This window comes from Saprospiraceae bacterium, assembly GCA_016716185.1.
In the GTDB taxonomy this organism is placed as follows: Bacteria; Bacteroidota; Bacteroidia; order Chitinophagales; family Saprospiraceae; genus Vicinibacter.
In genome coordinates this window covers 1,132,125-1,158,967 of sequence record JADJWV010000002.1, presented here as the reverse complement: position 1 = coordinate 1,158,967, position 26,843 = coordinate 1,132,125, and the positions used below count along the sequence as shown (strand labels likewise).

Genomic DNA, 26,843 nt, shown 5'->3' with positions numbered 1-26,843 from the left:
CAAAGAAATTTTTATGAATAAGTCTCAAAACAAAATGAACTGAATTATTTACCATGTGCGGTATATGTGGATTCAACCGGAACGATCAGACAATCCTGGGAGCCATGTTGAAAAAATTGCAACATCGCGGCCCAGATCACGAAGGCACTTTTCTCAATCAGGATTGGAGCATCGGCATGAGGCGATTGGCCATTATAGACTTGTCAGGAGGTCAGCAACCGGTTTGGAACGAAGATAAATCGATATGCGCCATTCTGAACGGCGAAATTTATAATTACAAAAAACTGAGAATGGATTTGATGGCAAAAGGTCATCAACTCACGACCATATCTGATTCGGAAGTCATCGTACATCTTTACGAAGAACATGGAAGCAGCATGTTTGAATTCCTCGATGGCATGTTTGCTATATGCATTATCGATCTCAAGAAAAATTCCTGTCTTCTTGCCAGAGACCGATTTGGAGAAAAACCTTTGTATTATTATCACCATGGACAAGAGTTTGTTTTTGCCAGTGAGATGCAAGCTTTATTGCAATACAAAAACCTGCCCCGCTATCTCCATACTGAACAACTTACTTCATTGCTTCGATTTGGATATCAGATGCATCCGGCAACATTGATCCGCAATGTCTATACATTAAACCCCGGTGAATATTTGCTGTTTCATGATGGATCTCTCCAAATTACTCCTTATTACAAATGGGGCTATGACTCCGTCAACAAAGACTGGGATGAAAAATCTGCGGTTGATGAAGTTCGGAAACTACTTAACAGTGCTGTAGAGAAACAAATGGTGTCGGATGTGCCTTTGGGTGCCTTCCTTTCAGGGGGTATCGATTCCAGCACAATTTCAGCCATTCTTCAAAAGAATTCCAACGGGCCTATCAATACCTTTAATGTTAAGTTCGAAGAAAAGGAATATGATGAAAGTTTGATTGCACGCAAAGTTGCGGGTCATATCGGGAGCAATCATCACGAAATCTTTGTACTAAACGCCGTTTTCGATGAGCCCTTCTTTTGGGAACTGCTCCAACACACAGGCGAACCATTTGTGGATTCCTCCTGTATTCCCAGTTATTTAGTCTCTAAAGAAATTCAAAAACATCTCAAAGTTGTACTTTCCGGAGATGGCGGAGATGAATTGTTTGGAGGTTACGACGATTTTCAATGGGGAAATCAAATCAACAAATTGCGGTCAATGCCAGTTGCTTTGAAGTCCGTAATGAAGTCAGTTCTTCTGAGCTGCGATAAATTTATTCCCGCTTCGGTTGATACCAAAAGAGGATTGCTGAAAGCAATTGAAATTTCGAATCGCAATGAAGAACAACTCATCGATCTTTTATATGAACATTTCACTGAAGTTGAGATCAAGCAATTAATTACATCGAATTGGCAGGGGAATCAAGCTTACAAAAGCCCTGAAACTTATAAGAATTGGAGCAACCTAAGAAAGCTGATGTGGTTTAGAACTGCTTACGCCATGCCGGATGACATGCTCTTAAAAATAGACCGGATGAGTATGCGCCATTCCATTGAAGTCCGAAATCCCTTTCTGGATAAGGCGTTGTTTGAGTTCGCTGCTACTTTACCCGATCATTTTCTACGGAAAGGAAAGCAAAATAAATGGTTGATCAGAAAAGCCATGAAACCCTTTCTACCCGAAGAAGTATTTTCACATCCAAAACAGGGATTTAATTTTCCGCTGCATAAATTTTTCAACAAAGAATTTCAACTTTTTTGCAGCTCGGTCATTCCAAATGACCATCCCCTGTTTGAGGTCCTGAACCGCGAAGCAGTTCTGGCATGTATAAAAACTGGATTTGAACAAAAATCATCCACGTCCAGGCAAAGCATTTACAAAAGTGCTCATAAACTTTGGTTGATGGCTCAACTTTTTGCCTGGATCACACATTTTAATATTGATGTACAAATTCACCCTCAGCAAGCTTGACTCTACTCACAGGATTTTCTGAAAAAGCACTTACAATCATTACAATAAACCAAAATGGCATCGATTGAAATGTTGTATCAAAAAAAGAAAATAAAACAATGTTCATAAAAATGATCAACCACATTGACCGATACCTGATATTGGACTGCTTTAATAAATTTCTCAAAATGGTAAAATAAAAACTTACAAACAACAAAAAAGGAATGATGCCATATTCAAACAGAACGGCCAGGTAATCATTATGCAGAACCAGGCCTTCCTGAGCAACCAACATAGGATTATCCGAAGTTTGCAGGTATTGAATATAAATATCAGGATTTTTGAACTGTTCGATACCCAAACCGAGATAGTAAGTATCAGCGAATGCCATCCAACCTTGTTTCCAAAGGGTTATCCTCGATTCTTCCCTTCCCGACAAACTCTCCAACCTGTTTAACAAGGGAACGACATCCATGTAATTCTGAAAGCGATCCAACTGCATCAGCAATCCCGAGACGACTATAAAAAGTAAAAAACCGATTATTATTTTCTTCCAGCTAAAATGAAAATACAAATACAAGAAAACGCTGAATACCAGAGAAATCATAGCACTCCTGGATCCCGTTACGAAAATGCCCACCAAGACGATGATGAATGCAACAAAGCAAAAGAAGCGATACCAGCCGGATCTTGCATCATCCACCTTGGATAGCTGATAAGCAAAATATACCAAAGCCACATTTAAAGTAAAAGCAGCATAATTAGGATTGTCCATAAAACCACTCTGTCGCCCGATATCCTCAAACAGGAATGTGTAAATCATAAAACCTGAATTGACCATCGCAAAAAAACAAAACACGTGAAATAACTTATGGAGAACACCAATTTCCAATGGAAGCGCTTTGATCTGAAAAAAAATCCATAAGATAATAAAAAGTTGCAATGAGGTCAACAGAAAATAATCAAATTCCAATCTGTTTTCCAAATAAGCAATAAAACTGGGAACTAAACCAAAAAGGTAAACGCCTATCAATTTAAGATCATTTGCCGAATACTTCAGATTTCGAACAGGTACGATGATAAATATAAGTGCCCCGATGAAAAGTGCCAGTACGCGATGTGGCCTGAATGGCGTATCAATTTGCGCCAAATGAAAAAGTATATTTTCAAAAGGGAGACAAGCAGCTAAGACTGCAAGGAGAACATAAAGAAAGGGAGGCAGCCCCCCCTCTTGTGGAATTGTATGTATTTTCGAAGTCAACATGCTTTATTCTACTTCGATATCTTTAATAACTTTAATTGTTCTAATAGCCATATAAAATCGCTTCTCCTGATACTTATAATTTCTGACCATTGAAATTTGAAATTTTTAATGAGAATAAAATTGGCCATGCATGACATTGTAAAATAGGCAAGAATAGACGCAATAGCAGCTCCGGTAGCTGAGAGCCGCGGAATCAAACTGATACTTAAAATTACCGACACGAGACTTCCTGCGATACTAATATAACTGGTCCAAATAACGTGGCCGGAAGAGGAATATAATTTGGTCAATATTTTTGATGAAACCAGAACCAGGGTACCAGGCAATAGGATCATTACCAATCCAATTAAAGCAGATGCATGTTGATAAAAAAAGAAAGGAAACACAAGAAAAACGAGGACAAGGCTCCATAATATTGCTATTAAAAAACAAATCCAGAAAATGATCCTATGGATCCTGAACAATAGTTTCAACCGGGATTCCTCGGATTCAACGACAGCCAGTTTATTGAATAATACCGGCCCTAAAGAATCGGGAATAAACCAAATGATTTCTGAAAATTTCACAGCAATGTTATAGAGTCCCAGGTTTTTTATAGGCCCAATGGCACCCAAAATCATTTGATCAAATCTCAAATTGGCCCGGATCGCCACATCGCCCAACCAGGATTTTAGTCCATAATTAAATGATTCTTTTGTATACGCTGCATGAAACCTGAATTCCATCGGGTTTCTAGATAAAAAATAAAGATGAAGCATAAATGAAACTATAGAGAACACAGCGATTGCAAAGAAAAGATAGGGTGTTTGCTGACCACCCAGTATATAAAAAAACAAACCAACTAAAATAGGATTTAACAACACGTAAACCAATTCCAGAATATTCAACACTGTAAAACCGGAAATGCCAAAAAACAATCGTGCAATAAAAAAACTCAGGGTCTGTAAAAAACAAGACAACATTAAACAAAACCATTCAAATGTATTTGCTTTTTGTAACCAATCACCAAGCCAGGACATTTGATTCAATACATAAAGCAACATTAAATTTATAAGCCCAAAAATGGATGCCAGGAGCAGTTGTGTAAATCCTATTTGATGGATGGCATATTTTCGAGTGCTTAAAAGATAAATCGATCCTGCTCCCAGTCCGAAAGAACTTAAGGGGATTAAAAAACCAATACAAACGATCAAATAAGAATACATCCCAAAATGTTCCATTCCAATCCATGTGGGAAGTATCAAGGTAGTTAAAAAAGCCAGCACCGCGGTAACAATCTTTGTCAGTAAATTTTGCAGGGCATATTTGATTGAAGACAAGGCTTTAATTTTAATTCAGCTCAAAAATAACTCACAAAACACAATGTTGTTTGGCCAAATCACAATATGTAATCCAGCTCTGGCCTCAACAATATTTAAGCTTTTTAGCGCCCAATCTATGCCAGGATAAATTCGTTGCAAACATTTATTTTTACCTTTCAATGAACTCTTCAATAACGATAGCCGAGATGCAAAAATATCTCAGGCAAAATAATTCGATGGTATTTGACCCCGTGCGGCAAAAGTGGCTTGTATTGACCCCGGAGGAAAGGGTCAGGCAATGCCTTATGTTATGGTTGAACAAGGTCCATCAATATCCTTTTGGTAGGATGGCCGTTGAAAAAAGACTCCAGGTATTTAACCGCATTAAAAGATTCGATCTGGTGGTGTACGATCAACAAGTTCAGGCTAAAATTTTATTCGAATGCAAAGAACCTGAATTCCCCTTGACGCAGATCATATTCGACCAGGCAGCCGTTTACAATTTCGAATTGAAAGCACCTTTTTTAGGCATTTGCAACGGAAATGAACTTATGCTGGCAGAAATAGATTTTGCTAAAAACAGTTACCAGTTTACAGCGACCCTGCCCCCGTATCCCTTTTGAGACTTTGCGCTAAGCTTGTAATTTATACAAACTACCGGGGTCTTTTCAGTGGTCAGCATTAGAAAGGATTCCACATTTACCTGTTTCGATGTTCAATTACATAAAATTTACGAATCATTAAGAACCATTTGGAAAAATGACCGTTACTTTTACGGACGAAAATACATATCTGAAAGAATTTAACATTCCTCCTTTGGATGAGCTTATCCAAATTTATAAAAATCAAGGGCCCAATGAAACTTCAATTTTTTAAAATTTGCCTGATCTTCTCAGGTATTATTCTAAGTTGCAATCAACCTGCTAAAGAATCTGACCCTGCTGCTCAATTGATCGCTTTAAAACAACAGGCTAAAGAAATCAACGATCAGATCAAAGCTTTACAAGTGCAAATTGCCGAATCGGATACCAGTTCACAATCCAGAAAATCAAAAATCGTAGTGGTTGATACGCTCCAACCTCAAGATTTCTCATATTTCATCGATGTTCAGGGACTGGTTGAGTCTGACTTAAATGTGCTGGCCGCTCCACAAACTCCCGGTGTGGTTACTGCGATTTATGTACGCGAAGGTGAAAAAGTAAATTCCGGCAAGATTCTGGCAGCGCTGGATGCAGGACCACTTCGCAAAGCCATGGATGAAGTTAAAACGGGACTGGATTTGGCCAACACACTTTACGACAAACAAAAAAGGTTATGGGATCAGCAAATTGGTTCTGAAGCCCAATACCTTCAGGCTAAAAATCAAAAGGAACAACTCGAGCAAAAACTTAAAACATTGGAAGCTCAGATTGCATTGAGTTACATCAAGGCACCTGTTACAGGCACCGTTGATGCTGTTAAACTAAAAATCGGAGAAATGGCTTCACCGGGAATGCATGGGATCCGCGTTGTAAATAACCGGGAAATGTCAATCAAAGCCCAATTGAGCGACAAACATGTGAATGATGTTAAAAAAGGGGACAAAGTAATTATCGGCATTCCGGAGAAAAACTTAGAATTCCAATCCAGGATCCAGTTTGTATCCAGCTCAATTGATCCGAGAACGAGAACGTTCACTATAGAAGTTGCAATTCCGAAAGCAACATACACATTCAACAGCAATCAATCGGTCAGATTAAAAATAAACTCCAGTAATATTGACAAAGCATTGGTGGTATCATCCAACCTGATTCAAACCAGCATCAACGGCGAAGAATACATATTGGTTGCTGAGCCTGCAGATGGCTTTTGGTATGCGCGAAGAAAGAACATTCTCAGCGGAATAAGTTACCAGGGAAAAACGGTTGTGAAAAACGGTTTGTCTGCCGGAGATAAAATTATTTCAAGTGGATACAGTGAATTGGTCGACGGCCAACTTATCGCTCTTTAATACCCAAATAAATCGTTATGAAACTCGACCATGTCAAACAGCTCCGGTTTACCAACTGGTGTATCAAAAACTCCACAAGCATCTATGTGATCATTATCCTGATATCCATTGCAGGATTACTGTCTTATGAGCGAATCCCGAAAGAGCTTTTTCCGGATATTGTTATCCCTACCATTTCGGTTGCAACGATATATCCCGGAGCTTCCCCGGAGGATATGGAAAATCTCATCGTTAAGCCCATCGAAAAACAATTAAAATCGATCAATGGGATTAAAAAAGTAAAGAGCAATTCAGTTTCAGATTTTGCAATGATTTTTGCTGAATTCAATGCCGACATGGACCCTAAGTTATGTAAACAAAGGGTATCGGACGCGGTTGATAAAGCTAAAAACGACCTTCCAACGGACCTGCAGGATGACCCGCAAATTCAGGAATTTGATTTCAGCGAGATCCCCATCATGAATATCAACTTAGCCGGTGATTTTCCATTAGACAAATTAAAATTATATGCCGAACAGCTAAAAGATAAAATTGAAGGAAACAAAGAAATAACAAGAGTAGATATTATTGGTGCAGTCGAAAGGGAAATTCAGGTCAATGTAGACCTTTACCGGATGAATGCATTGGGCATCACCATGATGGATATTGAAAATGCCCTTCAAAGACAGAATATAAACATTTCTGCCGGAGAACTAATCATAGATGATTTACGCAGGAATGTAAGGATCGCAGGAGAATTTAAAGATCCTAAAGAAATTGAAAATGTCATCATCAGGTCATTCCAGGGAAACCTGGTTTTTCTAAAAGACATTGCCCAGGTAAAGGATGGCTTTAAAGAAAAACAGGATTTCGCCAGGCTAAATAACAAACCGGTTATTACATTAAATGTCATTAAAAGAAGTGGAGAAAATTTGATCACCGCAACCGATAAGATTTATGAAATTATAAAAGAGTATAAAGAAAATAAATTCCCACAGGGATTAGTCATAAAAGTGACCGGTGATACCTCCGAGAATACCAGAGTGCAATTGCACGACCTTGTAAATACCGTAATCCTTGGATTTATTTTCGTAGTGTTTATTCTGATGTTTTTCATGGGCTTTACCAATGCCTTTTTTGTTGGACTTGCTGTTCCCCTTTCCTGTTTCGTAACTTTTCTCGTGATGCCTGGAATGGATATGACGCTGAATGTCATCGTATTATTTTCCCTGTTGCTTGCTCTGGGAATCATTGTGGATGATGCAATCGTGGTCATAGAAAACACGCACCGGATTTTCCATAAACACCGGGAACTGACCATTGTAGAAGCTGCACAAAATGCAGCCGGAGAGGTTTTTATTCCTGTATTGACGGGGACACTCACCACACTTACGCCGTTTTTTCCACTGCTGCTTTGGCCGGGCATTATTGGAAAATTCATGTCGCATATGCCTGTGACACTCATCATTACTCTTGGAGCTTCTTTGTTCGTCGCTTTCGTTATGAATCCGGTATTCGCTGTATCATTTATGAAACACGACGATGCAGCAAATCAGAAATACAGTCTAAAAGAATTCAGGAAAGCTTTTATCGTGTTCTCAGCCCTGGCTGTTATTGGTTATTTGGGTGCTGGTAAGGGATTGGGTAATTTTTCAGTTTTTTGCATATTGTTAATCCTGCTCTACCATTTTCTTGGAAGAAGGTCCATTACTTTTTTCCAGACAAGATTATGGCCAAATGTATTGACAGCGTATCGTTCAACTTTGTATTTCCTGTTGAAGGGGTTACGTCCACTTGTCCTGATTCTTTCCGTATTTCTTTTGTTGATCTTTAGTTTTATATACTATGGCAGTACAAATCCTTCAGTAGAAACATTTCCGGAATCACAACCCAATTTTGCCTTTGTCTATTGCAAAATGCCAATTGGTACAGACGCGTGGGTTACGGATTCCATTACAAAAATTATAGAAGGCCGCGTAAATAAAATAATCGGAGAAAACAATCCCATAGTTTCTTCTGTGATATCCAATGTCGGATTGGGAGCCGGTGATCCCGATAACCCCGACAGGGTTGCAACGCCACATAAAAGCAAGGTGAGTGTTGCCTTTGTAAGATTTGCAGAACGAAATGGCAAATCGACCACTGAGGTTTTGGAAGCACTTCGAAATGAATTTAAAACAGGTATTGCAGGCGCAGAACTGACGGTAGAAAAAGAACGAAATGGTCCGCCTGTGGGAAAACCCATCAGCATCGAGATCAGTGGTGACGATTTTGATGTTCTTGATAAAATCAGCAAGAACATTATAGTAGGAATTCAGGAAAACGGAATTGAAGGTATAGATGGTTTGAAATCTGATCTGCAAATAAGTAAACCCGAAATCCTGATAGAAATAAATGAAGAAAAAGCACAACGCGAAGGCGTTAGTCTTGCTCAGGTTGGTTCTGAGTTGAGAACTGCATTGTTTGGAAAAGAAGTATCCAAATACAGGGACAGCAACGACGATTATCCAATCCAGCTGAGGATTCGCGAAGAAGATCGCGATCAGATGGAGGAGTTGATGAATCTCGAAATTGCATTCATGGATATGTCGTCTATGCAATTCAAACAAATACCGATTTCATCCATCGCAGATATCAGATACGGAAATTCTCTTTCGAGTATCAACCGCAAAAACCAAAAAAGAGTACTCACATTGAGCTCTGACATCGTAAGTGGTTACAGTGCAGCACCCATCATCAACCAAATAAAGGATCTCTCTGCTCAAATGGATATTCCCGAAGGATATGAAATTTCATTTGCCGGAGAACAGGAGGAACTGCAAGAAACTATTGATTTTCTATCCATCGCATTTGGAGCAGCTTTGGCCCTCATGTTTCTGATCCTCGTGACGCAATTTAATTCTGTTGTCAAGCCTTTTATCATTTTTACGACGGTTTTATTTTGTTTGATTGGGATCAATCTGGGTTTTGGATTTTTTAAAATCACATTAAGTGCTGTCATGACCGGCGTTGGTATTTTTGCTCTTGCCGGTATCGTTGTGCGAAACGGAATATTACTTATAGAATTTATTGATGAACTCAGAAATCGCGGCGAACATGTACTTGATGCGGTGGTAACAGGAGGAGCAACGAGGATCACGCCTGTTGTACTCACAGCCCTATCGGCTATATTAGGATTAATCCCTCTTGCTGTTGGTGTAAATATGGATTTTGAATCGCTGTTTACAGACTTCGATCCGAAATTTTACCTGGGTGGCGATAATGTTGCTTTCTGGGGACCATTGGCTTGGACCATAATTTTTGGATTGATCGCCTCGACCTTCCTGACTTTGTTAGTGGTGCCGGCGATGTATATATTGGGCTACAGGACCCGCGAAAAAATTAAAAGCTGGTTGGGCTGATCGAAAAATATTAAAATCTTTCAGGTATTGTTCTGACATATTTATGAAGAAGCTGCTCATCCTGCTTGTATTGATCATCTCTATAACAGGGCTGATCTTTGTTCTCAACAATCACCAGGAACCAGTTAAAATCCTTGATCGGAATTCCTTACCACAGACAAATCCGATTGAAAACCATAAAAGTTCAACGCAAAGCATTCCGGATTACGTTTATCAAACACTGGCTTATGTAAGTCAATACGGCAAACCTCCTGAAAATTTTGTGGGTGGCAGGAATTTTCAAAACCGCGAAAGAAGACTCAAGCAAAAAGATGAACAGGGCAATCGCATTGATTACAGGGAATGGGATGTTTATCCTAAACGAAAAGGTCAATCCAGAGGAGCAGAACGGTTGATAACCGGATCAGATAATTCAGCTTACTATACCTCAGATCATTATAAAAGTTTTATTCAAATAAAATGAGTAGTTCAAATTTCTATTTGCTTCGGGATTCCGAAAAATTCCACACACTGAAGTTCAGAAATGCCTACGTGGTTCAATTAAATGGTAAATTATGTACGACCTCTGATGACTTATATCGGCAATTGAAATCGCATTTTGAATTTCCTGACTATTTCGGAAATAATCTGGATGCTTTATACGATTGCCTGATGGATCTCGAATGGATAACACAGGATCACATCGTGATCTATTTTGAAAATGCCGACCTCCTTTTGTCAGGAGAAGTTGCAGATCCCGATTTCCTGGAAGATTTTTGGGGTACCTTATACGATGTCTGCATTTCCTGGATATTGGGATCCGAAGCGATGATTTCTTCTAAACTCTTTTCAGTATATTTAAGCTATAGCGATAAGCTCAAAGAATTATTTGAAGCAAATGATATAGAATTTGAAATAATTAATTGATGCCTATTTTTTGCGGGGCAAGATGGGTAAGGCCTGTTTCACCACCAATTGCACTGTGTTTCTGGTTCTTTCTTCCAACAATACTACTTTTTCTTCCAATAACTTTGCAAGCATGGATTCCTGGTAATGGCGCACAGTAAGAAGTTCCAGGTCCTGATCCACAACCACCTTAAACATGGATTCTATTTCCTGGATCAACTGCAATATCCTGCTCTGATCATTGTTAACACATACAGAAAATGAAATTGCAGAATTGCGCATCATATTGACTTTGATCCTGAACTTATCGAATAATTCAAATAAATGAGCAAGATGATACTCTGCAATAAAAGAAAGGTCCAACGATGCAAAATGCAATAAGGCCTGTTTGGTTTCAAGTACAACTATGGGAGGATACTCCAGATCTGCTGCTCCGGATATAAGAGTACCTTCTTCGCCTGGCTGTATAAATGATTTCACAAACAGTGGTATATTTTTTAATTTAAGCGGTTGAATGGTCTTGGGATGGATAACCTTACATCCGTAGTAAGTCATTTCAATAGCCTCCCGGTAACTAAGTCGGTCGAGTTTGGTCACGTTGACAAAAAGGTCCGGATCTGCGGTCAACACTCCTGGCACATCTTTCCATATGTACATCCCGTTTGCATCCAAAGCACTGGCCAGGATGGCCGCTGTATAATCTGAACCCTCACGACCAAGAGTCGTGGTGTTGTTTTCCGTCGTTGAACCAATAAAACCCTGGGTAACAACGATATGACCCTCATTCAGTTGTGGAAATAAGTTTTGCCGGATCCGTTGATTGGTCACATCCCATTGGACTCTTCCCTCCCGGTAAGTATCATTGGTTATAATCAGGTCACGCGCGTCGCACCAGACCACATCTGTTTTTTCGTGTTGCAACCAGGCTGTAAGTATTCTGGAAGAAACCAACTCCCCAATGCTGACAACCTGATCATATACATAATCATACTTCATTTCGCGCAATTCTTCGAGTATCCATTCCGCTTCCACAAAATGTTCCTGAATATGCACCTCCAAATCCTGTGGAACTTCCTTGAATAAGTCTCTGGCGATCTGATAATGGTGGTCTTTAATTTTCCTGAGTTTTGCCAGTGCTTCTTCCGGTGCTTGAAACTTGGCTTCTACGACTTCCTCTAATTGATTCGTAGTTTTTCCGGTAGCGGAAACGATGACCGCTAAAGGATGATTCTCACTGTAATTAGAAATGATTTTACCAACATTCCTGAATCCTTCCGCATTCTTTACAGAAGCACCACCAAATTTAAAAACTCGCATAGAAAAGAATTGAACTGCAAAGTTAATCACAAAATAAAAGCCCGGGGCGATGCCATACCCAGAGGATTAAATAGCAAAATAACAAGGCCATTAAAGAGCTGGAAACATTAGAAAATGCCCTTGGTGCTTGCTCCTTTACAATTTTTAGAAGTCCCCTTTATTTAGATTTAAATAATTCTTCGTATTGGGTTTTCAAACTTCCGCTGGATTGAACTTCTCTTTCAGGCAATTGGATCGTGGAATCCAAACTAACGATTTCTCTTTTTGCGTCACCTAATAATTTTGAAACTCCTTCTTTTTCCCATTTCTCAAGCATTTTCAGCCCTTCTTCTTCAAATACACCATTTTGAAGATCAACGGATGCCATAAAATTCTCTGACAGCTCCATAAACTGCTCCATTTCTCCAACTTTTCCACTGATGTCGTCTGCCAGAACTTCCAAAGATTCTTCAAACAGGGCTCTCTTATCCTTATCACCAGAAATCACACTCATTGCAGATTTCATTGCAGAATGACTTGCCCTGATGGCCAGGCGCTCCTGTTCCTTTATTTTAACCTGATCCGTTATATCTTCTGCTAGAATTTCAGAATTTTCATACATCCTGATGAGAACTCGATACAGCACGTCCATTTTGGTATAGAGATCCTCCAGTTTCATATTGGATTCTTTTAACCTTCCGGCCTGTCTCGATTTCAACACAAGCACATTTTGTTTATTCTCCTGTTTGGCCTCCTCAGCCTGACTTAAACTGCTATGGATTTGTTTCTGATTATTAAAAATTTGCTCCTTCAATACATGCATCTGACTCCTCAGCTTGGTGATCTGTTTATTCATTTTACCCAAATTGTCCTTCAAATCTTCCACATAGTTTTTGAGTATGGCGATAGGATCAATTTTAATGAATATAGAAGTGATACCCCTCATCAGTGATTTATAAAAATAACTGAATAAAGCCCTGGTTTTCGGATCCAGGACCATATAAAGCACTGCCCCGAGAATGAGCAGCATTCCTGCAAAATAGAGTGCGTTGGAAGCAAGACCAATTAATACCGGAAGAGACTTGTAAACGAGATAACTGGCGCCTCCCAGTAATCCTGCTAACACAATAGCTCCGGTGACTCCTTCCGGGCGTTTCCAAAAATCTCTGACTTGCGTGGACATGATTCAGATATTAAAGTTACAAAATCATTTGAGATATTGTTCCATATTCTGGATGTCCTTTTGAATTTGATCGACCAATTGGCTATAAACTTTCATAAATCCAATTCTATTGGATTCGACTTTGGCAGAAGCCTGACCTAGTGCGGCATTGATTTGAACAAGTTCCTTTTTATGCTCATCCAGTTCCTTTTGTAAATTGGCAATAAGCGTTTCTTTATCCCGGATCAGAGCCGTAAGTCGTTTCCCTTCAGATTCCGAATTTGCCTGCTGCGTTTTCAAATATTCATTGGCTGTCAGTTGAAAATGCTTGTATTCTTCTTCAAGCACTTGCAGATACTTCTTAGCCGTCGACTTTAATTTATTCTCGTCGACGTTCATGGCATGCGCTGCAGCAAATGCCGATTTGTATTGTGCTGACTCATCCATTCCTCCCAATTTCTGAATGCTTAACAAAGCTTTTCTGAATTCAAGGTAGTCGAATCCGGGTTCGTTGTGCTTTTCCAGCGCACCAGAGAGAATACTGACAAACTTGGAAAGATCTACGGTTTCACTTTGTATCGAATCTGTTAAGTTGATATCTTCAGGCTGAGGGCTTGAATTGCTTGTATCCGTTGTATTTTTTGATTCCCCGGATGTAGATGTTTCTGGAACTATAAAGACTGCTTTAACTTTATCGAGAAATGACATATTGATTTTTAATCTAAAATTAAAAAAAGCTTACTGAAAATGTTGTTTTCAGTAAGCTTTTAACAAAGTTATTGGATTATGATCTATTTAGTCAATAACTCAATAAGGCTGGTCATATTTTCATCCCAATTGCCCTTCATAAATTCCTCGTGGGCCTCTTCATCAGTAGTAAGTTCCTTGTAATTGCAATTTGAAGCAAGTGCATAAAAGGTAGTCATACCAGAATTGTGGGCAACCAGAATATCCAACACGGCTTTATAAAGGTCGTGTTTAGACTGCAGACCCTGATCAACCTGACCTCCACCTTGAAGGATTTCATTGATCTGAATTTGCATGGCTTCCATTTTTTCATTAACCAATCTGGCAGCAGTTTCAACATTCACCAATTCCGGAACCTGCCCTGTCTGCGAAAATGCATATCCCGAAGCAATAAATGCCAGGAGGATAATTAAAAAACTATTTTTCATAAATAAATTTCATTTTAAGTAATTAATCTTGATTGCAATCAATTTATTCAATAATAACCATTCGTTTAGTTGCGGTATGATTTAAAGCATCCAACTGGTAATACAATACTCCACCGGTGTTCAGATCGGATTTCTGTACCTTCATGGTATTCAGTCCTTTTGCACCCTGTGTTTCGTATACTCTCAATACTTTGCCCGTCACATCGTAGATGGTCAGTTTCACTGCACCTGCTTCAGGTAAGCGATAGCTGATCACGGTTTCCTTAACAAATGGGTTCGGTGAGTTCTGGTACAATTCGAATACTCCGGATTCTACCACTCCTCTTTCCGTACGTACACCAAGGTTCACGTCTCTGATATTCAATGATGCATCGTATGCTTCCGCTGAAGTTACATCTGAAGTAATTGCCAGCAAGCTTCCAATGTTAGTCTGGCCGCTTGCACGGAATACTACTGTAAATAATGTAACATCAGCATCTGCACTTTGTGCAACCTTATTGTTCCAGCTGGTAGTTAAGATTCCTTCATTGATTCTGTTTGTTCCAAAGTTGCTTTCATCGACATTCAATACACCTGCTTCAACTCCTTCAAAGCTCAAGGCCTGGCCATCGAATCTCAATGTGAACTGATAACCTGAAATGTTGGTAAAGTTGCTTGATTTGAATTCAACTCTGTACAGTTCACCTGCTACAGTACTGTTGTTTTCAATTTCAAGATTCAGTTTTCCATTGAACCTTGTGGTACTGCCCTGAACATGATGACCACGGGCATTATTGGTCACGTCACCCATTTTAATGGCAATGAAGTCCTGGGTCACTTTTACTGGAGTCGGAAGCGGAACGGTTACTTCTCTTGGAGCATTCCAGGGTTGAGCTGGATCAGGAAAGACATACTCTGAAGGAACAAATGTCCAACTTTCAGTTTTACCAAATTCATTGATAACACCAAGGATCAACTTTCTGATTTCCGAAACATCTGCCGCGGTTATCGTCTTACTTTCATTTACATCAGCTGCAATCAGCTTGTATGAACTGTTCAATGATTCGATTCCAAGAATATGTCTTTGAATCTTTACGATATCCGCAGTACTGACTCCGTTCAATGGATCATCTGTCCTGGCAGGCTTTACAACATACTCTTTTGCAAGTCCTACAGGAAGATCGCCGAATAAGTACTTACCATCATTTACCGTTTTCATCTGCTTCATCATGATTCTGCTATCCAACAATTCAACTTCGACATTTTCTGTTCCTTCATTATTCAGAGTCATCAATTCCCCGGTAATGCGTCCGAATGAACCACCGTTTGGACAAGTATCTTTTGAATCCAGAATGATTATTGTTGTTTCACAACAATCTTTATTTCCTTCCTGGTCTTCTACGCAAATGATCACAGGAATAATCAGTTCATCGTCAATTCTATTGGATACAAAATCATCACAGCAAATAGTCAAACTGTCACTGTCAAAATCACCAAAATAAATTCTCAGGTCCCCGGCAGGTGTGCAATTATCAAAACTTCCTGCATCGAGATCCTTTGCCCAAATGGTAATGCAACCACTGGTTGGCATGATGGTTGTAATCGCACCAACATGACAATATGGTGTCGGTGCTTTGCAATCGGTCACTTCAAATACTTCGCAACGGCTTGAGATATTTCCACAACCATCTTCGACAAACCAGCAGAATTTATGTATTCCAACCGGATAATTTCCACTGGCATTGAAAGGATCGTTTGGATTATCTGCAAGAGGATTGTGATTTTTCACAGGTCTTTTACCAGCAGCAAAGTCTTTTTGAGTTAATGGACCTACAGCTAAATCATATCCTGAATGTTGACCGATTCCATCGTTGTAAAGGTCAATCTTGTAATCGTAGAATAACCAATCCAACGGACTGCAATTGTCCGTTGCACTTGCTGTAACAACCACTGGAGCATAGCAAATATTGTCTACGGGATTTTTCACAGCGGGTTGACATGGATCGCCAAATGCAATGGTCACGGTTGGCTTATCGGTATCGGTCACTTTTATGATCTGTAAATATTCCCAACGCCCATTCAACGGATCCAGGCTTGGATCGTATTGACACCAATCGATAACCACCCAGGTACGGAGTACCTTGAAACAGGCATCCGGCTCAATGGTGAATATCTCATCGGTGTATTCAATACTGATGAGTGCGCACAGATCATCGGCATTGTTCTCTACAGTAGGTCTTCCAAGAAGTGGGTTATCCGGACTTATGTCTGCACCACATCCTGCAATGGTAGTTGCCTGACCGGTACAATTGCCCGGCCAAGTGATGTCATCGTCTGAATCGCAGTTGTCGTCTCTGTTGATATAGAAAGGATCGCAATCAACAACCCAAATGGTTTGTGTTGCGGTTACGCTGATGCCATTTGGTCCGCGTGCCACAACCGTTCTGGTCAACTGACCTTGTCCACATTCACGGTTATCATTCACAGAAATACTGAAGTTCGTTCCACAGGCATTGAGCACCATGCCATCAAATCCCCAGGTTAATTCATGCTTGCGATCGGCATGAGCGGTGTCAAATAATTCCTGATAGTATTGGCACGCACGATTCCATGCAGGTGGGTTTGAGGGAGGTGCACCCGGTACAAATCCGGGATAACCGGTAATATCGTTTCTCAAACAATAGTTGTAGCATACCAGATCTTTCGTCACCACTTTCCTTCTTTCAGTGAGGTCATTTACAACCCGGCCAAAAGTGGGATCATTGGGATCATCGAGATTATCGACATCAAACCAGAACCAGCAGCTTACCACAATATTTGGTGGAGCGACTACCGTAGGTACACTCTTATCCTGAACTTCTACTTCAATCATGCAATCGGTAAAATGGTTGAACAGGTTTCCACCCGGATTCATCCTGGCCGGAGCAATCGGGCCTGCACCCGTTTCCACATCAAACACCCGGAATACAACCATAATACTTCTGCCTACATCGCTGCAACAGAATTTAACATGATCGTCGAAATAAATTTGATTGCCTTCAAGAACAGCATTATCGTCTCCATTCACACCCGCGCAATTGGTACCATTGTCTGATTGATTGGCATTGCTACCATTATTGGTACCCCTTAATTGTTCCATGCGGATCACTTTAAAGAATACGTGTGGCGAGCAATTATCAAAACTGCCCTGATCCAGATCTTTGGCAAAGACTTTACCAAAGTTATCATTTGGACTTTGGTTGCCGGTTAAACTAACAATTGTTCGTTGATCACATACAGCAATTGGAGGCGTATTGTCCGGAACATTAAAGGCTATTCTTCTTTTGGTAATGTTGCCACAACAATCTTCGGCAACAATAAATGCTTCATTGAGCCCTCGTTCAATATTGACAATCACATAACCATCTGTTTCATTTCCTGTAATGGTGCCACTGTTTATTTCAAGGCTGTAATGCAATTCATTGCTGCAATTGTCGAGCAGCCATGGTTTTGGTACTTCCCAGATGCCCACACAATTCCACGGATCCATATTTACGGTAACCGTATCTGGATAAAGAATTTGGGGTCCTTCCCGGTCGATCACTTTAATTATTTGATTGTGCCCACCTACGCTACCTGCACACCAATCCAACACCGTCCATTGTCTAATTATTTTGAAACAACCAACTTCACCGGCATCGCAATTTGGAGCAGCTGTATTGATACGCACATCATTAAATGTAATTCCCAAATTGGAACAATCGGAGGCAGAAGGATAACCTGTGCCCTGCCACATCACCACTTCATCTGGTCCCCAACAAAGCGGATTATTGGGCCTCCAGCTCGGATGCGCCGGCCAATAAACCGGCCATGGACTTGGATGACCAATGTATCTACCAGTATCTAAACAATTCCAACCTAATGTTCTTGGCAAGCGCTCTCCTGCTAAATCGCCGTTTGGACTGGGCAGATAACCTCCTGTGGCAAACCAATGTGCAGAATCCAGCAAGTATCCATCAACGCAATAAGGGGAAGGCAAATAATGTGCTGAATAATCTTTTGTTGTATCGATTTTTCCATCACAAGACAGGGATGGTTCTTCTATATCGTCGTAGTTTAATGGAACATCTACATCTGCCAAAGTTGCAATTGCTACGGTGATGACCTGTACGCAAACATTTCTGTTTCCGGAAGCATCAACCGCTACCCAGGTTCTGGTTATTCTTTCTTCAAAATCAAATCCACATCCTCCCTGTTCAACTTTGTCCGCATAACTCAATGAAGCTCCTCCACAATTTTCAATAACTGTAGGTGTGCCCATATAAAACGGCGTCGTCAAGGTTGAACCACAGGGAACACAAGTATCTCTTGCACAGATCAACTGCGGTGCAATCTTATCTTCGACTACGGCATGTCCCCAGCAACTGTTTCCGGTGATGGTATCGATGACGGTGACTTTAAACTCTCTGCCAATATCCTGGATTCCGACCTGCGATCCTCTCAGATTTGGATTTCGATCGATAACCTGTCCGGTGATCCAATCCTGAACGATGATCCTGTAATCGTCGAAACATCTGTAAGGACCACCAGAAAGAAGTTCGTCGGCTCCGATGGTAGCCGAACAATTCTCATCTAAGCTGACCTGAATTTCATCATTACATGCCAATTCTGAATTTGGATTTGTATATTCATTCAAGGTGATACAGAACGAACAAACTGAAGAATTTCCTGAAAAATCTGTTGCCCGGTAACTCAAACAGGTTGTACCTCTTGGGAAGAAATCTCCGTTCTTATAACCTGAATTATCAATTTGTGTAACCGTAGGATCAGCACCTATAATTACATTTTTTGTATAGTTGAGTGTGCCATTGAATATTCGGCTTGCAAACGTTGCACCAGTAAATGCAGGAGTAGCTTTTCCCACACCTGCAAAAAGACTTAAATCCCCATTATTGTATGTATTTGTTCCATTTGTATAACGGAAAGCTATGGCACCGGCTGTATAATTTACAAGATGCACATAGATACCATAAGCTTGGCCCGGATTTAAAGCCAATCCACCAATATTAAACAAGGTAGGTTGGTTGAGTCCTGCACAAGGCGCATTACCCGTACCTAATAATGTCCATAAAGCTGCATTGGTTTCTTTACCAATATAGGTTGTAGGAGTATAGTAAACTTGCACAATGACGTTGGTTCCAACAGCTGCAGAAATATTGGTTGCTATAGAATTGATCGTAATCACTCCGGTACTAATATTCGTTAGATTGAACATCGCTCCTGCAAACTGATTATTGGAAGCAAATGTAGTAGTTATAGCTCCGTTTGCAGTCGAAGAGACAACTGTACAATTATCCGTTGCTTCCGGGTCATCAAAATTGATTGCCCTGTTGCATTCTCCCGGATCGAGGTTAACCGTCCAGTCTTTCGGACACCAAAATACTGGAGCTATGGTATCTAAAACAGTTACCACAGATGTACAGGTTGAAGACTTCCCGCAGGAATCTCTTGCTGTCAATAATACGTTGTTTGGTCCAGTATTTCCACAATTAAAGTCTGTTTTACTCAAACTCAGGGTGGCTGCTGTGCTGCCGTTATCGACATCAGCAGTAGTGATACTGACCATTCCGTTATCATCGAGATATACGGTGATGTCTCTACATCTGGCTACCGGTTGTGGGAGAACGGAAATTCTAAAGGTAATAGGCGATCCGGTACAAGTTACTCCTCCATTGGTGAAACTCGGCGTCACAGTAAAAGTACTGGTAATCCTGGCTGCACTTGGGTTCGTTGTTACAAATGAAGGCACGCTGTTGCTTCCATTGGTTGCTGCCAACCCGATCGGTTCAGGTGTTCTGGTCCAGTTGTATACGGCTCCGGGAACATTGCCGGTAAAATTAATTATTGCAGTTACATCTCCATGGCAATATTGAACATCTGGAATCGCATTCACAGTAGGTGTCGGATTCACAGTAATCGTAAACGTTATTGGAGTTCCAGGACAAGATCTTCCCGAATTGGCAAAGACAGGAGTCACTGTAAAGGTAGAAGTGAGTGGCGTTGTTCCTGCATTCGTTCCGACAAAAGCAGGAACTGACCCGCTTCCGCTGGTCACTGCAAGTCCTATGGCTTCAGGTGTTCGGGTCCAGTTGAATACAGTACCCGCAGGACTTCCGGTAAATACAATAGCAGTCGATGTTTGTCCGACGCAAAGGAATCTGTTTGTTACAGCATTCACCGTAGGCACGGGGTTAACCACAACTGATTGAGAAACCGATTGAATGCAACCCGGATGTTGAGGATTCGGAACACCATCGGCAGCATCAAAAGTGAAAACAACCAAATGAGTTCCGGCACCTAAGGCTGCAGGATTGAAAACTGTTGCCGCATTTCCATTGATGGTAAAACTTCCGGTTCCCATTGCGGGTCCGGATCCATCTCCCAGCTGTGCATTTCCAACCAAAGGAACTGAAGGATCATTGGCACAATAGGTATTCGCTAAACCTACAATGCTTGGGTTTGGATAGTAACAGGTATTTCCTATGGGTTGTGTGATGTTACCATTTGAAAATGTTGCAGTGTAGCCCAGCGCATCGACGTGAACACCAGTTAAAACATAATTACTTACTCCACCGCCTAAAACAACTTCCGTGAGTGCAGTTCCATTCGGTATTGCAATCGGTGCGGCTGGAGGAGCAGGGCTTGAGCTTAAATAAAGTCCGGTGCTATTTGTTTTGATCCAAACTTGTCCGCTTGGAGCATTGATGGTAATGGTTTCATTGAATTGACCATTCGTCAAAGTTGTAGCATTATTCTTGCATGAACATGGATCCGTAATTTCGGGCTCGCATTTCAAGACTTTAATGGTATTGGATGCAAACGGTCTGCAGGCAGGGCTGATTGGGGTTGGAGACAGAATTGCGTATATGAAATAATCGCCTTGTAAAGGTATGCTTGTATTTAAAACTGCCATCGTACCACCACCAGTCAACCCGGCGTTGGGCACAATGCCCAGTGTTGTTCCTCCGGAATAAGGATTCGGAAGTGCAACCGTAGAGTACTTAAATAGAACCCCATACAAGGTTCCCATTCCAGCCACGTTTGCGGTTAATGTGAAGGTAGTGGTCTTACAAACGGTACTTACACTTTTAATGAGTGAGTTCACACTCGGACAGGTACCACAATTACCGGGTCCGGTCAATGAATATGCCTTGGTGGAAGAACATCCATTACCCGTTGAAGTTACGGTAAGCAAATAACTTCCAACGGAAAGCGCAGGTTGATCTTGCTGCCCATTGATCAGTCCGCTACCATCGGGGGTAAACCAATTGTAAGTGAATGGACTTACACCGCTCACTGAAACATCGATGGAACCGTCTTCGGTAAAGCAATCGGAAGGCTGAACAATGGTCTGTGTGATCCCAACACCCGTGATCACCGAGACTGTTACTGTCTCTGTGTCCGTACATCCATTGCCTCCGGTTACCGTAACCGTATAAGTCGTTGTGGAACCTGGATTTACTGTTATAGACGCATTGGTAGAACCTGTGCTCCATTCATAAGTTCCTCCTCCGGAAGCTGTAAGCATTTGGCTCGAACCGGAACAAAGCGTTGGAGCTGCTGGTGAAATTGCAGCAACAGGTGCAGACAAAACAGTCACTGTTGAAGTCGCCAGTCCGGTACAACCATTAGGGGCGGTAACCGTAACCGTATATGTCGTTGTCATTGCAGGAGAAACGTTGATACTTGCGCTTGTGGAGCCTGTATTCCACAGAAAAGAAGTCCCTCCGGTTGCGGTGAGAATGATGCTTGAACCGCTACAGATAGTGGCTGCTGGTGGAACAACTGCTGCATTTGGACTTGGAAGAACTTTTAAGGTATCGAACATGACCACTTTGCAACCTGCAGCCAGAGTAACTGTATCGTTGTATATGGTTGTTGTCAGAGGCGCCTTAGTAATGGCACTGGTGGTTTCTCCGGTGGACCACTTATGAGTTGAACCGCCAGTTACGGTCAGAGTGCCAGCCGATCCGGAACAAATAAATTTATCGTTCGGGGTCCCTGAAGTTTCCGTAACCGCAATGGTTAAATTTCCGCCCGGATTGAATTCATCTGCGCCGATATCCGGATTTGACAAACTTCTGGTTTGATTATCAATATCCATGGTGATACCCGGTATAACCATCGCGCTTTGGTTCAGACAAGTGTTTGCCGCATTTGTTGTCAGATGCAAATCAGTACTATCCACAAATACAGGATCCAGGTTTAAAGAAAGAATATCTTTTCCTGTAAAACTTTTCCAGGCGGCTAAATCCAACACATCGACCGCTCCCGGAATCCTGCCAAAAACACCTTCCGGACCACCCACAAAATAATTATTATTATCGATGGTGTTGAAAGCGGAAGCAGGTGCATCTGAAAAGATCGAATAAGCTTTTGCAGTTCCTGTGATGTTATCGAGCTTATTTATAAAAATATTATTTTTTACATTTAACGCTGCAGCAGCAGAATGAAAATAAATGGCTGCACTGATGTCCGCAGTTGATGATCTCGAAATAGTTGCATCTAATACAACAGTGTTGTGGTAAACATTTATTCCTGTACTAGGAGTTAATATTCGAATACCAACAATAGCATCTGAAGTAATGGTTGACCATCCGTCCCCTCTTAATTTCGAAATGAAATTATTGGCTATGGTTAGATTGGCATTTGCCTGTGCAGCAACATCAATTCCTTTTCCACCGTATCCACCAGTTCCATTGTATTCGATATTCCGGATTCTGTTTTTAGAAATCAAACTGTTGGTTACTCCTGTTTCAACTCTGATAGCTGTAGGATTTGTAATTGATCCAACTATTTTGATTATTGAATTCTCTTCGATAAGAGCATCCTCAGATTCGTAAATTTGGATTCCATATTTTCCGATTTGATCCGTCGGAATATCTGAACCTATCAGGTTCTTAATAATTCTGGTATTATCATTTTTTCCTGTCGAAGAAGCTCTCGAGTAAACACCGTAATACGCTCTCCACAAGCTATTGTTTTGAATCGTTAAATTGTCATTATCATCGCCAATGCCTGCAGTGCTTATGGTAATGCCTCCCACATGGATAGCAAAAGTTGAAGTGACTGTGATAGAGCCTGCAGCAACCCAACAATTTTTGATGGTGTTATTTGTTGCACCCATTCCAGTACCAAGACTTGAAACCCAAATCGCCGCTGTACTAGTTCCTGTTGAAGTATTCCAAATAGTCCAATTTTGATCCGTACCTCCGGAATTGGAACCATCGAGGATCACCCAATCAGCGCCATTTAGTTTTATGATACTGGTGGTTGAAGAACCTGATAATGTCGCCGTGTTTCCTGCAGCCGGACGAATGGTTAGCGTATTTACAGAACTCTGGCCGGGCACCTGGTTGATGCTGATCGGGAATGTCTCAGATGGGTAACTTGCATCAATCAGCATAAAAACTACGGGTCCAACCAAACAAGCATTATTATATGCAGTCACTGCAGCAGTAAGGGTTGTAAAATCACCACCAACTCCTACAGTATATGTTCCGTTGAGACTTGCTTTTACAGCAACTGAGTATAAACTTGATGGAACCGTTATCACCGTGTTCACATCAGTAGCTACCGCGCATGCTGGATTTGATGATATGTTAGGTCCAGCTATATCTTGTGCAATGAAATAATAATCAATTACATCTCCAATTACAACACCCCCGACATTGGCCATTACAAAGGTAAATTTCCAGTTACCATTGGTTCCAGTTCCACTGGTCAGCACGCCGGCAGTTGAAGTCCAGGCACCCAGGTTTTTGCGGTAATAAAGCCTTGGAACTAAACTACCCATTGTAGGGACACCTGTGGCATCGGTAATGTTTACATTCATGACCATAGTATCGGCAGTTCCGCAAATACCTTCCAATGGAGTCACATTGATAATTGGTCCAGACATATCCAACACTGCGAAATTTCCAGCATCAGCACCTATATCTGAAGGAGTAAAGCTTGCTCTGGTTTGCATATCGTAATCCATAGTCACCAAAGCCAAAGGAAAAGCAGCTCTTTCTATTGGAGTAGCGGCTCCGGAAATATGAAGATCTACGGTAGAAGAAGTTCCTGTAGGATTAACGAACTGTGGATTTCCACTCACGCTATTGCAATCCTGACCGGTCGCCGTTTTCCAATCACTCAATGTTAGCCGGTCAGCCAAATCGTAAAATCCAACAAAACCACCTGTTCCGTTTACAAATAAATCGTTGTAATTACTCAGAAGACCTGCAGGATTGACACCGGTTCCACCGGCTCTGATCGCATAGTGCTTCCCGGTTCCAGCTCCGTTTGAACGGGCATTGTAAAAAATGTTATTGAGATACTCTCGGGTTCCGCTGGTACGCGTACTTGAAAAAGCATAAGTTGCATTGGACAATGTGGCTACGCCGGTACCTCCTATAAATACAGAATTGTGATAGAAACGGTTTACCGTTCCACCCACCTCATTGAAGCCATTGATAGCCAAGCCGGATGTAATGGAAGTTCCACCGGAGGTAATCCCCAAACGGATCATATTATTTATGAAATCGGTGGTACCCCCATTGATATAAATACCATTCAAGGTGGCTGTTGTACCCGTGCCGGAAATATTGAGGGAATGGATAAAATTTTTCTCTACTTGCAAAGTTGCTGTTGAAGTACTTATTGTTATCCCATTCACCCAGGAATTTGCAGAAGGAGAAGTATTGCTTAAGGTATGAATGGTATTTCCCGAAACATTTGCTCCGGTCGCTGCGCTGGAAACATAAATACCATGAATACTTGCAGTAGTTGCAGTTCCCGTTGACTGATTATTCGTAGTCAGATTACTGATGACATTGTTGAGTACCTGGCTTGGTGAAGTTTGGATATAAATACCGATCACACTATTCCCATTCAAACTTGCTGTGGTAGATGTGTTCATCGTTTTCAATTCCGCTCCGGTTCCTCCTATAATGTTGTTTTCAATTCTAAGATCGTTGGTGGTGCTATTCCCAGCTCTCAAACCGATCAGTCCGCATGCTGCAGTTCCTGTTTGAGCATGGGTAATGGCTCCTATGATATTGTTGTTAAATTCGGTTGTAACACCTGCTATTGAGACACTTGAGTAAATGCCATATACTTCTGAAGTTGAAGTATTTGAATTTGTAATTAAAATTGTTTTGCTTCCATCTGAGCTCCCAACTGTATTATTATTACAATCAGCCCAACCACTTGATATTTGGATCCCGATAAAGGCAGAAGTGGTTGTTGTAGTACCCAAAATTCCAGATAGAGATATATTTTGTATAAAATTGTTTGAGATGATTGTTTTGTTGGCAGTCCCATGCGATGATAAATAAATACCAACCATTCTGGAAGAAGTTGAAGCTCCAACGTACATGTAATTACCTGTACCGGCAGCATTTGCATATCCAATAGTGTTTCCAGTGATCACGCATCCGTCGACATTTGTACTACCGATTTGGATCGCCGCATGAATAGCTCCGGTAGTTTGCGTCTTGGAGACGGTCTGATAAAACTTATTGTTGGTTATGGTCCAGGCAGATGATGCTGTGGTAATATATATCCCGGCACTTTGCGTGGTTACACCAAAATAGTCAAATATTTCACAATTGGTAACCACATTGTCGCTGTTGTTAAATGTCGTACTGGTTCCATTGGAATAGATCCCTTTACTGTTCCAGTTAGTTCCATTAGGCCCGATTTTACAATTGGAGATCAGGTTATTATCCTGACCTGTGGAAGTGGAAGAAGCACCAAACCAAAAGTTTCCTCCATTGGTTCCGACCGGCATAGTACCCGAACCGTTTACAGTTAGATTAGTAAATATATTGAAAGTAGCATCTGTCTGAAGGTGGATAGTACTTGTACCACTTGTTGCCGAAACCGTCGTATTGACAATGGTCAAAGAATTTCCTCCCGTATTCAACCCATCAAAAGTTACATTGTCAGCACCGTTCAACTGCACCAGGGCCAAACCAGCTGTTGCAGCCCCACTAATGGTCCTGGCGGCACCACCACTTGGCTTAACAAGTATAGAAGTATAATCGGCTGCTCCTGCGCCACTTGCATTTAAGATCGCACCACTCACGGGTTCTGTCGTATTTGCAGTAATATTTACCGTGATCGTCCCGGTATGTGTACCTGAATTGATAGCCAAAAACGCGGCAGACAATGTGGTGTAGGATGCCATGGGTGTACCACCTGATGAAATAACATCAACCTGGCTGTACAAAGAAGTGGAAAATAGAAATGCGAATAGTACTAGAGATGGGCTTAATAAATAGGCTTTTATAGCCGCCCGGAAGAGCTGCATACGTCTTTTCATGAGATTTGAGTTAGGTCCTAAAAATATCAGTCAAACCCCGCTTCAAAGGATTTGACCTGCAAACATAAAAAAGCCTTCAATATCCTGTTTGCTTTTTAAGCAGTTTTTATAATTAAATTATTGTAATTCAA

General features: G+C 41.1%; 13 protein-coding genes. 6 read left to right on the top strand and 7 right to left on the bottom strand.

Annotated features, from left to right (window positions below; genetic code table 11):
* Nucleotides 1–53: 53 nt before the first annotated feature.
* Nucleotides 54–1,952, top strand: coding sequence for an asparagine synthase (glutamine-hydrolyzing) (gene asnB / locus IPM34_06270; protein MBK8955146.1), 1,899 nt, complete (start codon nt 54–56; stop codon nt 1,950–1,952).
* Here the strand turns inward: asnB and IPM34_06265 are convergent.
* Entirely contained in the window at nt 1,915–3,081 is a 1,167-nt protein-coding gene (locus IPM34_06265; GenBank protein MBK8955145.1) for an O-antigen ligase family protein, read from the bottom strand. The two genes, asnB and IPM34_06265, sit on opposite strands and share 38 nt — an antisense overlap.
* Before the next feature lie 122 nt (nt 3,082–3,203).
* Nucleotides 3,204–4,514, bottom strand: coding sequence for a polysaccharide biosynthesis C-terminal domain-containing protein (locus IPM34_06260; protein MBK8955144.1), 1,311 nt, complete (start codon nt 4,512–4,514; stop codon nt 3,204–3,206).
* Between the two features lie 161 nt (nt 4,515–4,675).
* On the opposite strand from IPM34_06260, the gene IPM34_06255 reads away from it, so the two are divergent.
* From IPM34_06255 to IPM34_06235, 5 genes are all read left to right on the top strand, one after another.
* Nucleotides 4,676–5,119: a type I restriction enzyme HsdR N-terminal domain-containing protein gene (locus tag IPM34_06255; GenBank protein ID MBK8955143.1), complete on the top strand. Its 444-nt coding sequence runs from the start codon at nt 4,676–4,678 to the stop codon at nt 5,117–5,119.
* A gap of 233 nt (nt 5,120–5,352) precedes the next feature.
* Nucleotides 5,353–6,486 (top strand): efflux RND transporter periplasmic adaptor subunit, encoded by a 1,134-nt coding sequence (locus IPM34_06250; GenBank protein MBK8955142.1) that lies wholly within the window; start codon nt 5,353–5,355, stop codon nt 6,484–6,486.
* Nucleotides 6,487–6,503: 17 nt separating this feature from the next.
* Complete coding sequence (locus tag IPM34_06245) at nt 6,504–9,866, top strand: efflux RND transporter permease subunit (GenBank protein ID MBK8955141.1); 3,363 nt, start codon at nt 6,504–6,506, stop codon at nt 9,864–9,866.
* Between the two features lie 43 nt (nt 9,867–9,909).
* Nucleotides 9,910–10,329 (top strand): hypothetical protein, encoded by a 420-nt coding sequence (locus tag IPM34_06240; protein MBK8955140.1) that lies wholly within the window; start codon nt 9,910–9,912, stop codon nt 10,327–10,329.
* Complete coding sequence (locus IPM34_06235) at nt 10,326–10,772, top strand: barstar family protein (GenBank protein MBK8955139.1); 447 nt, start codon at nt 10,326–10,328, stop codon at nt 10,770–10,772. The genes IPM34_06240 and IPM34_06235 overlap by 4 nt, the downstream gene beginning before the upstream one ends.
* Nucleotides 10,773–10,775: 3 nt before the next feature.
* Here the strand turns inward: IPM34_06235 and IPM34_06230 are convergent, their stop codons facing one another.
* From IPM34_06230 to IPM34_06210, 5 genes are all read right to left on the bottom strand, one after another.
* Nucleotides 10,776–12,068: an aspartate kinase gene (locus tag IPM34_06230; GenBank protein MBK8955138.1), complete on the bottom strand. Its 1,293-nt coding sequence runs from the start codon at nt 12,066–12,068 to the stop codon at nt 10,776–10,778.
* Between the two features lie 157 nt (nt 12,069–12,225).
* Entirely contained in the window at nt 12,226–13,230 is a 1,005-nt protein-coding gene (locus tag IPM34_06225; GenBank protein ID MBK8955137.1) for a hypothetical protein, read from the bottom strand.
* A 24-nt stretch (nt 13,231–13,254) separates the two neighbouring features.
* Entirely contained in the window at nt 13,255–13,917 is a 663-nt protein-coding gene (locus IPM34_06220) for a hypothetical protein (GenBank protein MBK8955136.1), read from the bottom strand.
* An 83-nt stretch (nt 13,918–14,000) separates the two neighbouring features.
* Nucleotides 14,001–14,384 carry a hypothetical protein gene (locus tag IPM34_06215; GenBank protein ID MBK8955135.1) on the bottom strand — a complete coding sequence of 128 codons (384 nt, stop codon included), beginning with the start codon at nt 14,382–14,384 and terminating at the stop codon, nt 14,001–14,003.
* 43 nt (nt 14,385–14,427) lie between these two features.
* Nucleotides 14,428–26,712, bottom strand: coding sequence for a T9SS type A sorting domain-containing protein (locus tag IPM34_06210; GenBank protein ID MBK8955134.1), 12,285 nt, complete (start codon nt 26,710–26,712; stop codon nt 14,428–14,430).
* Between the last annotated feature and the right edge of the window lie 131 nt (nt 26,713–26,843).

Excerpts from the sequence above, each read along its gene's own strand:
- asnB (MBK8955146.1), top strand. The coding sequence starts at position 54 with ATGTGCGGTATATGTGGATTCAACCGGAACGATCAGACAATCCTGGGA.
- IPM34_06255 (MBK8955143.1), top strand. The coding sequence starts at position 4,676 with ATGAACTCTTCAATAACGATAGCCGAGATGCAAAAATATCTCAGGCAA.
- IPM34_06250 (MBK8955142.1), top strand. The coding sequence starts at position 5,353 with ATGAAACTTCAATTTTTTAAAATTTGCCTGATCTTCTCAGGTATTATT.
- IPM34_06245 (MBK8955141.1), top strand. The coding sequence starts at position 6,504 with ATGAAACTCGACCATGTCAAACAGCTCCGGTTTACCAACTGGTGTATC.
- IPM34_06240 (MBK8955140.1), top strand. The coding sequence starts at position 9,910 with ATGAAGAAGCTGCTCATCCTGCTTGTATTGATCATCTCTATAACAGGG.
- IPM34_06235 (MBK8955139.1), top strand. The coding sequence starts at position 10,326 with ATGAGTAGTTCAAATTTCTATTTGCTTCGGGATTCCGAAAAATTCCAC.
- IPM34_06230 (MBK8955138.1), bottom strand. The coding sequence starts at position 12,068 with ATGCGAGTTTTTAAATTTGGTGGTGCTTCTGTAAAGAATGCGGAAGGA.
- IPM34_06225 (MBK8955137.1), bottom strand. The coding sequence starts at position 13,230 with ATGTCCACGCAAGTCAGAGATTTTTGGAAACGCCCGGAAGGAGTCACC.
- IPM34_06220 (MBK8955136.1), bottom strand. The coding sequence starts at position 13,917 with ATGTCATTTCTCGATAAAGTTAAAGCAGTCTTTATAGTTCCAGAAACA.
- IPM34_06215 (MBK8955135.1), bottom strand. The coding sequence starts at position 14,384 with ATGAAAAATAGTTTTTTAATTATCCTCCTGGCATTTATTGCTTCGGGA.
- IPM34_06210 (MBK8955134.1), bottom strand. The coding sequence starts at position 26,712 with ATGAAAAGACGTATGCAGCTCTTCCGGGCGGCTATAAAAGCCTATTTA.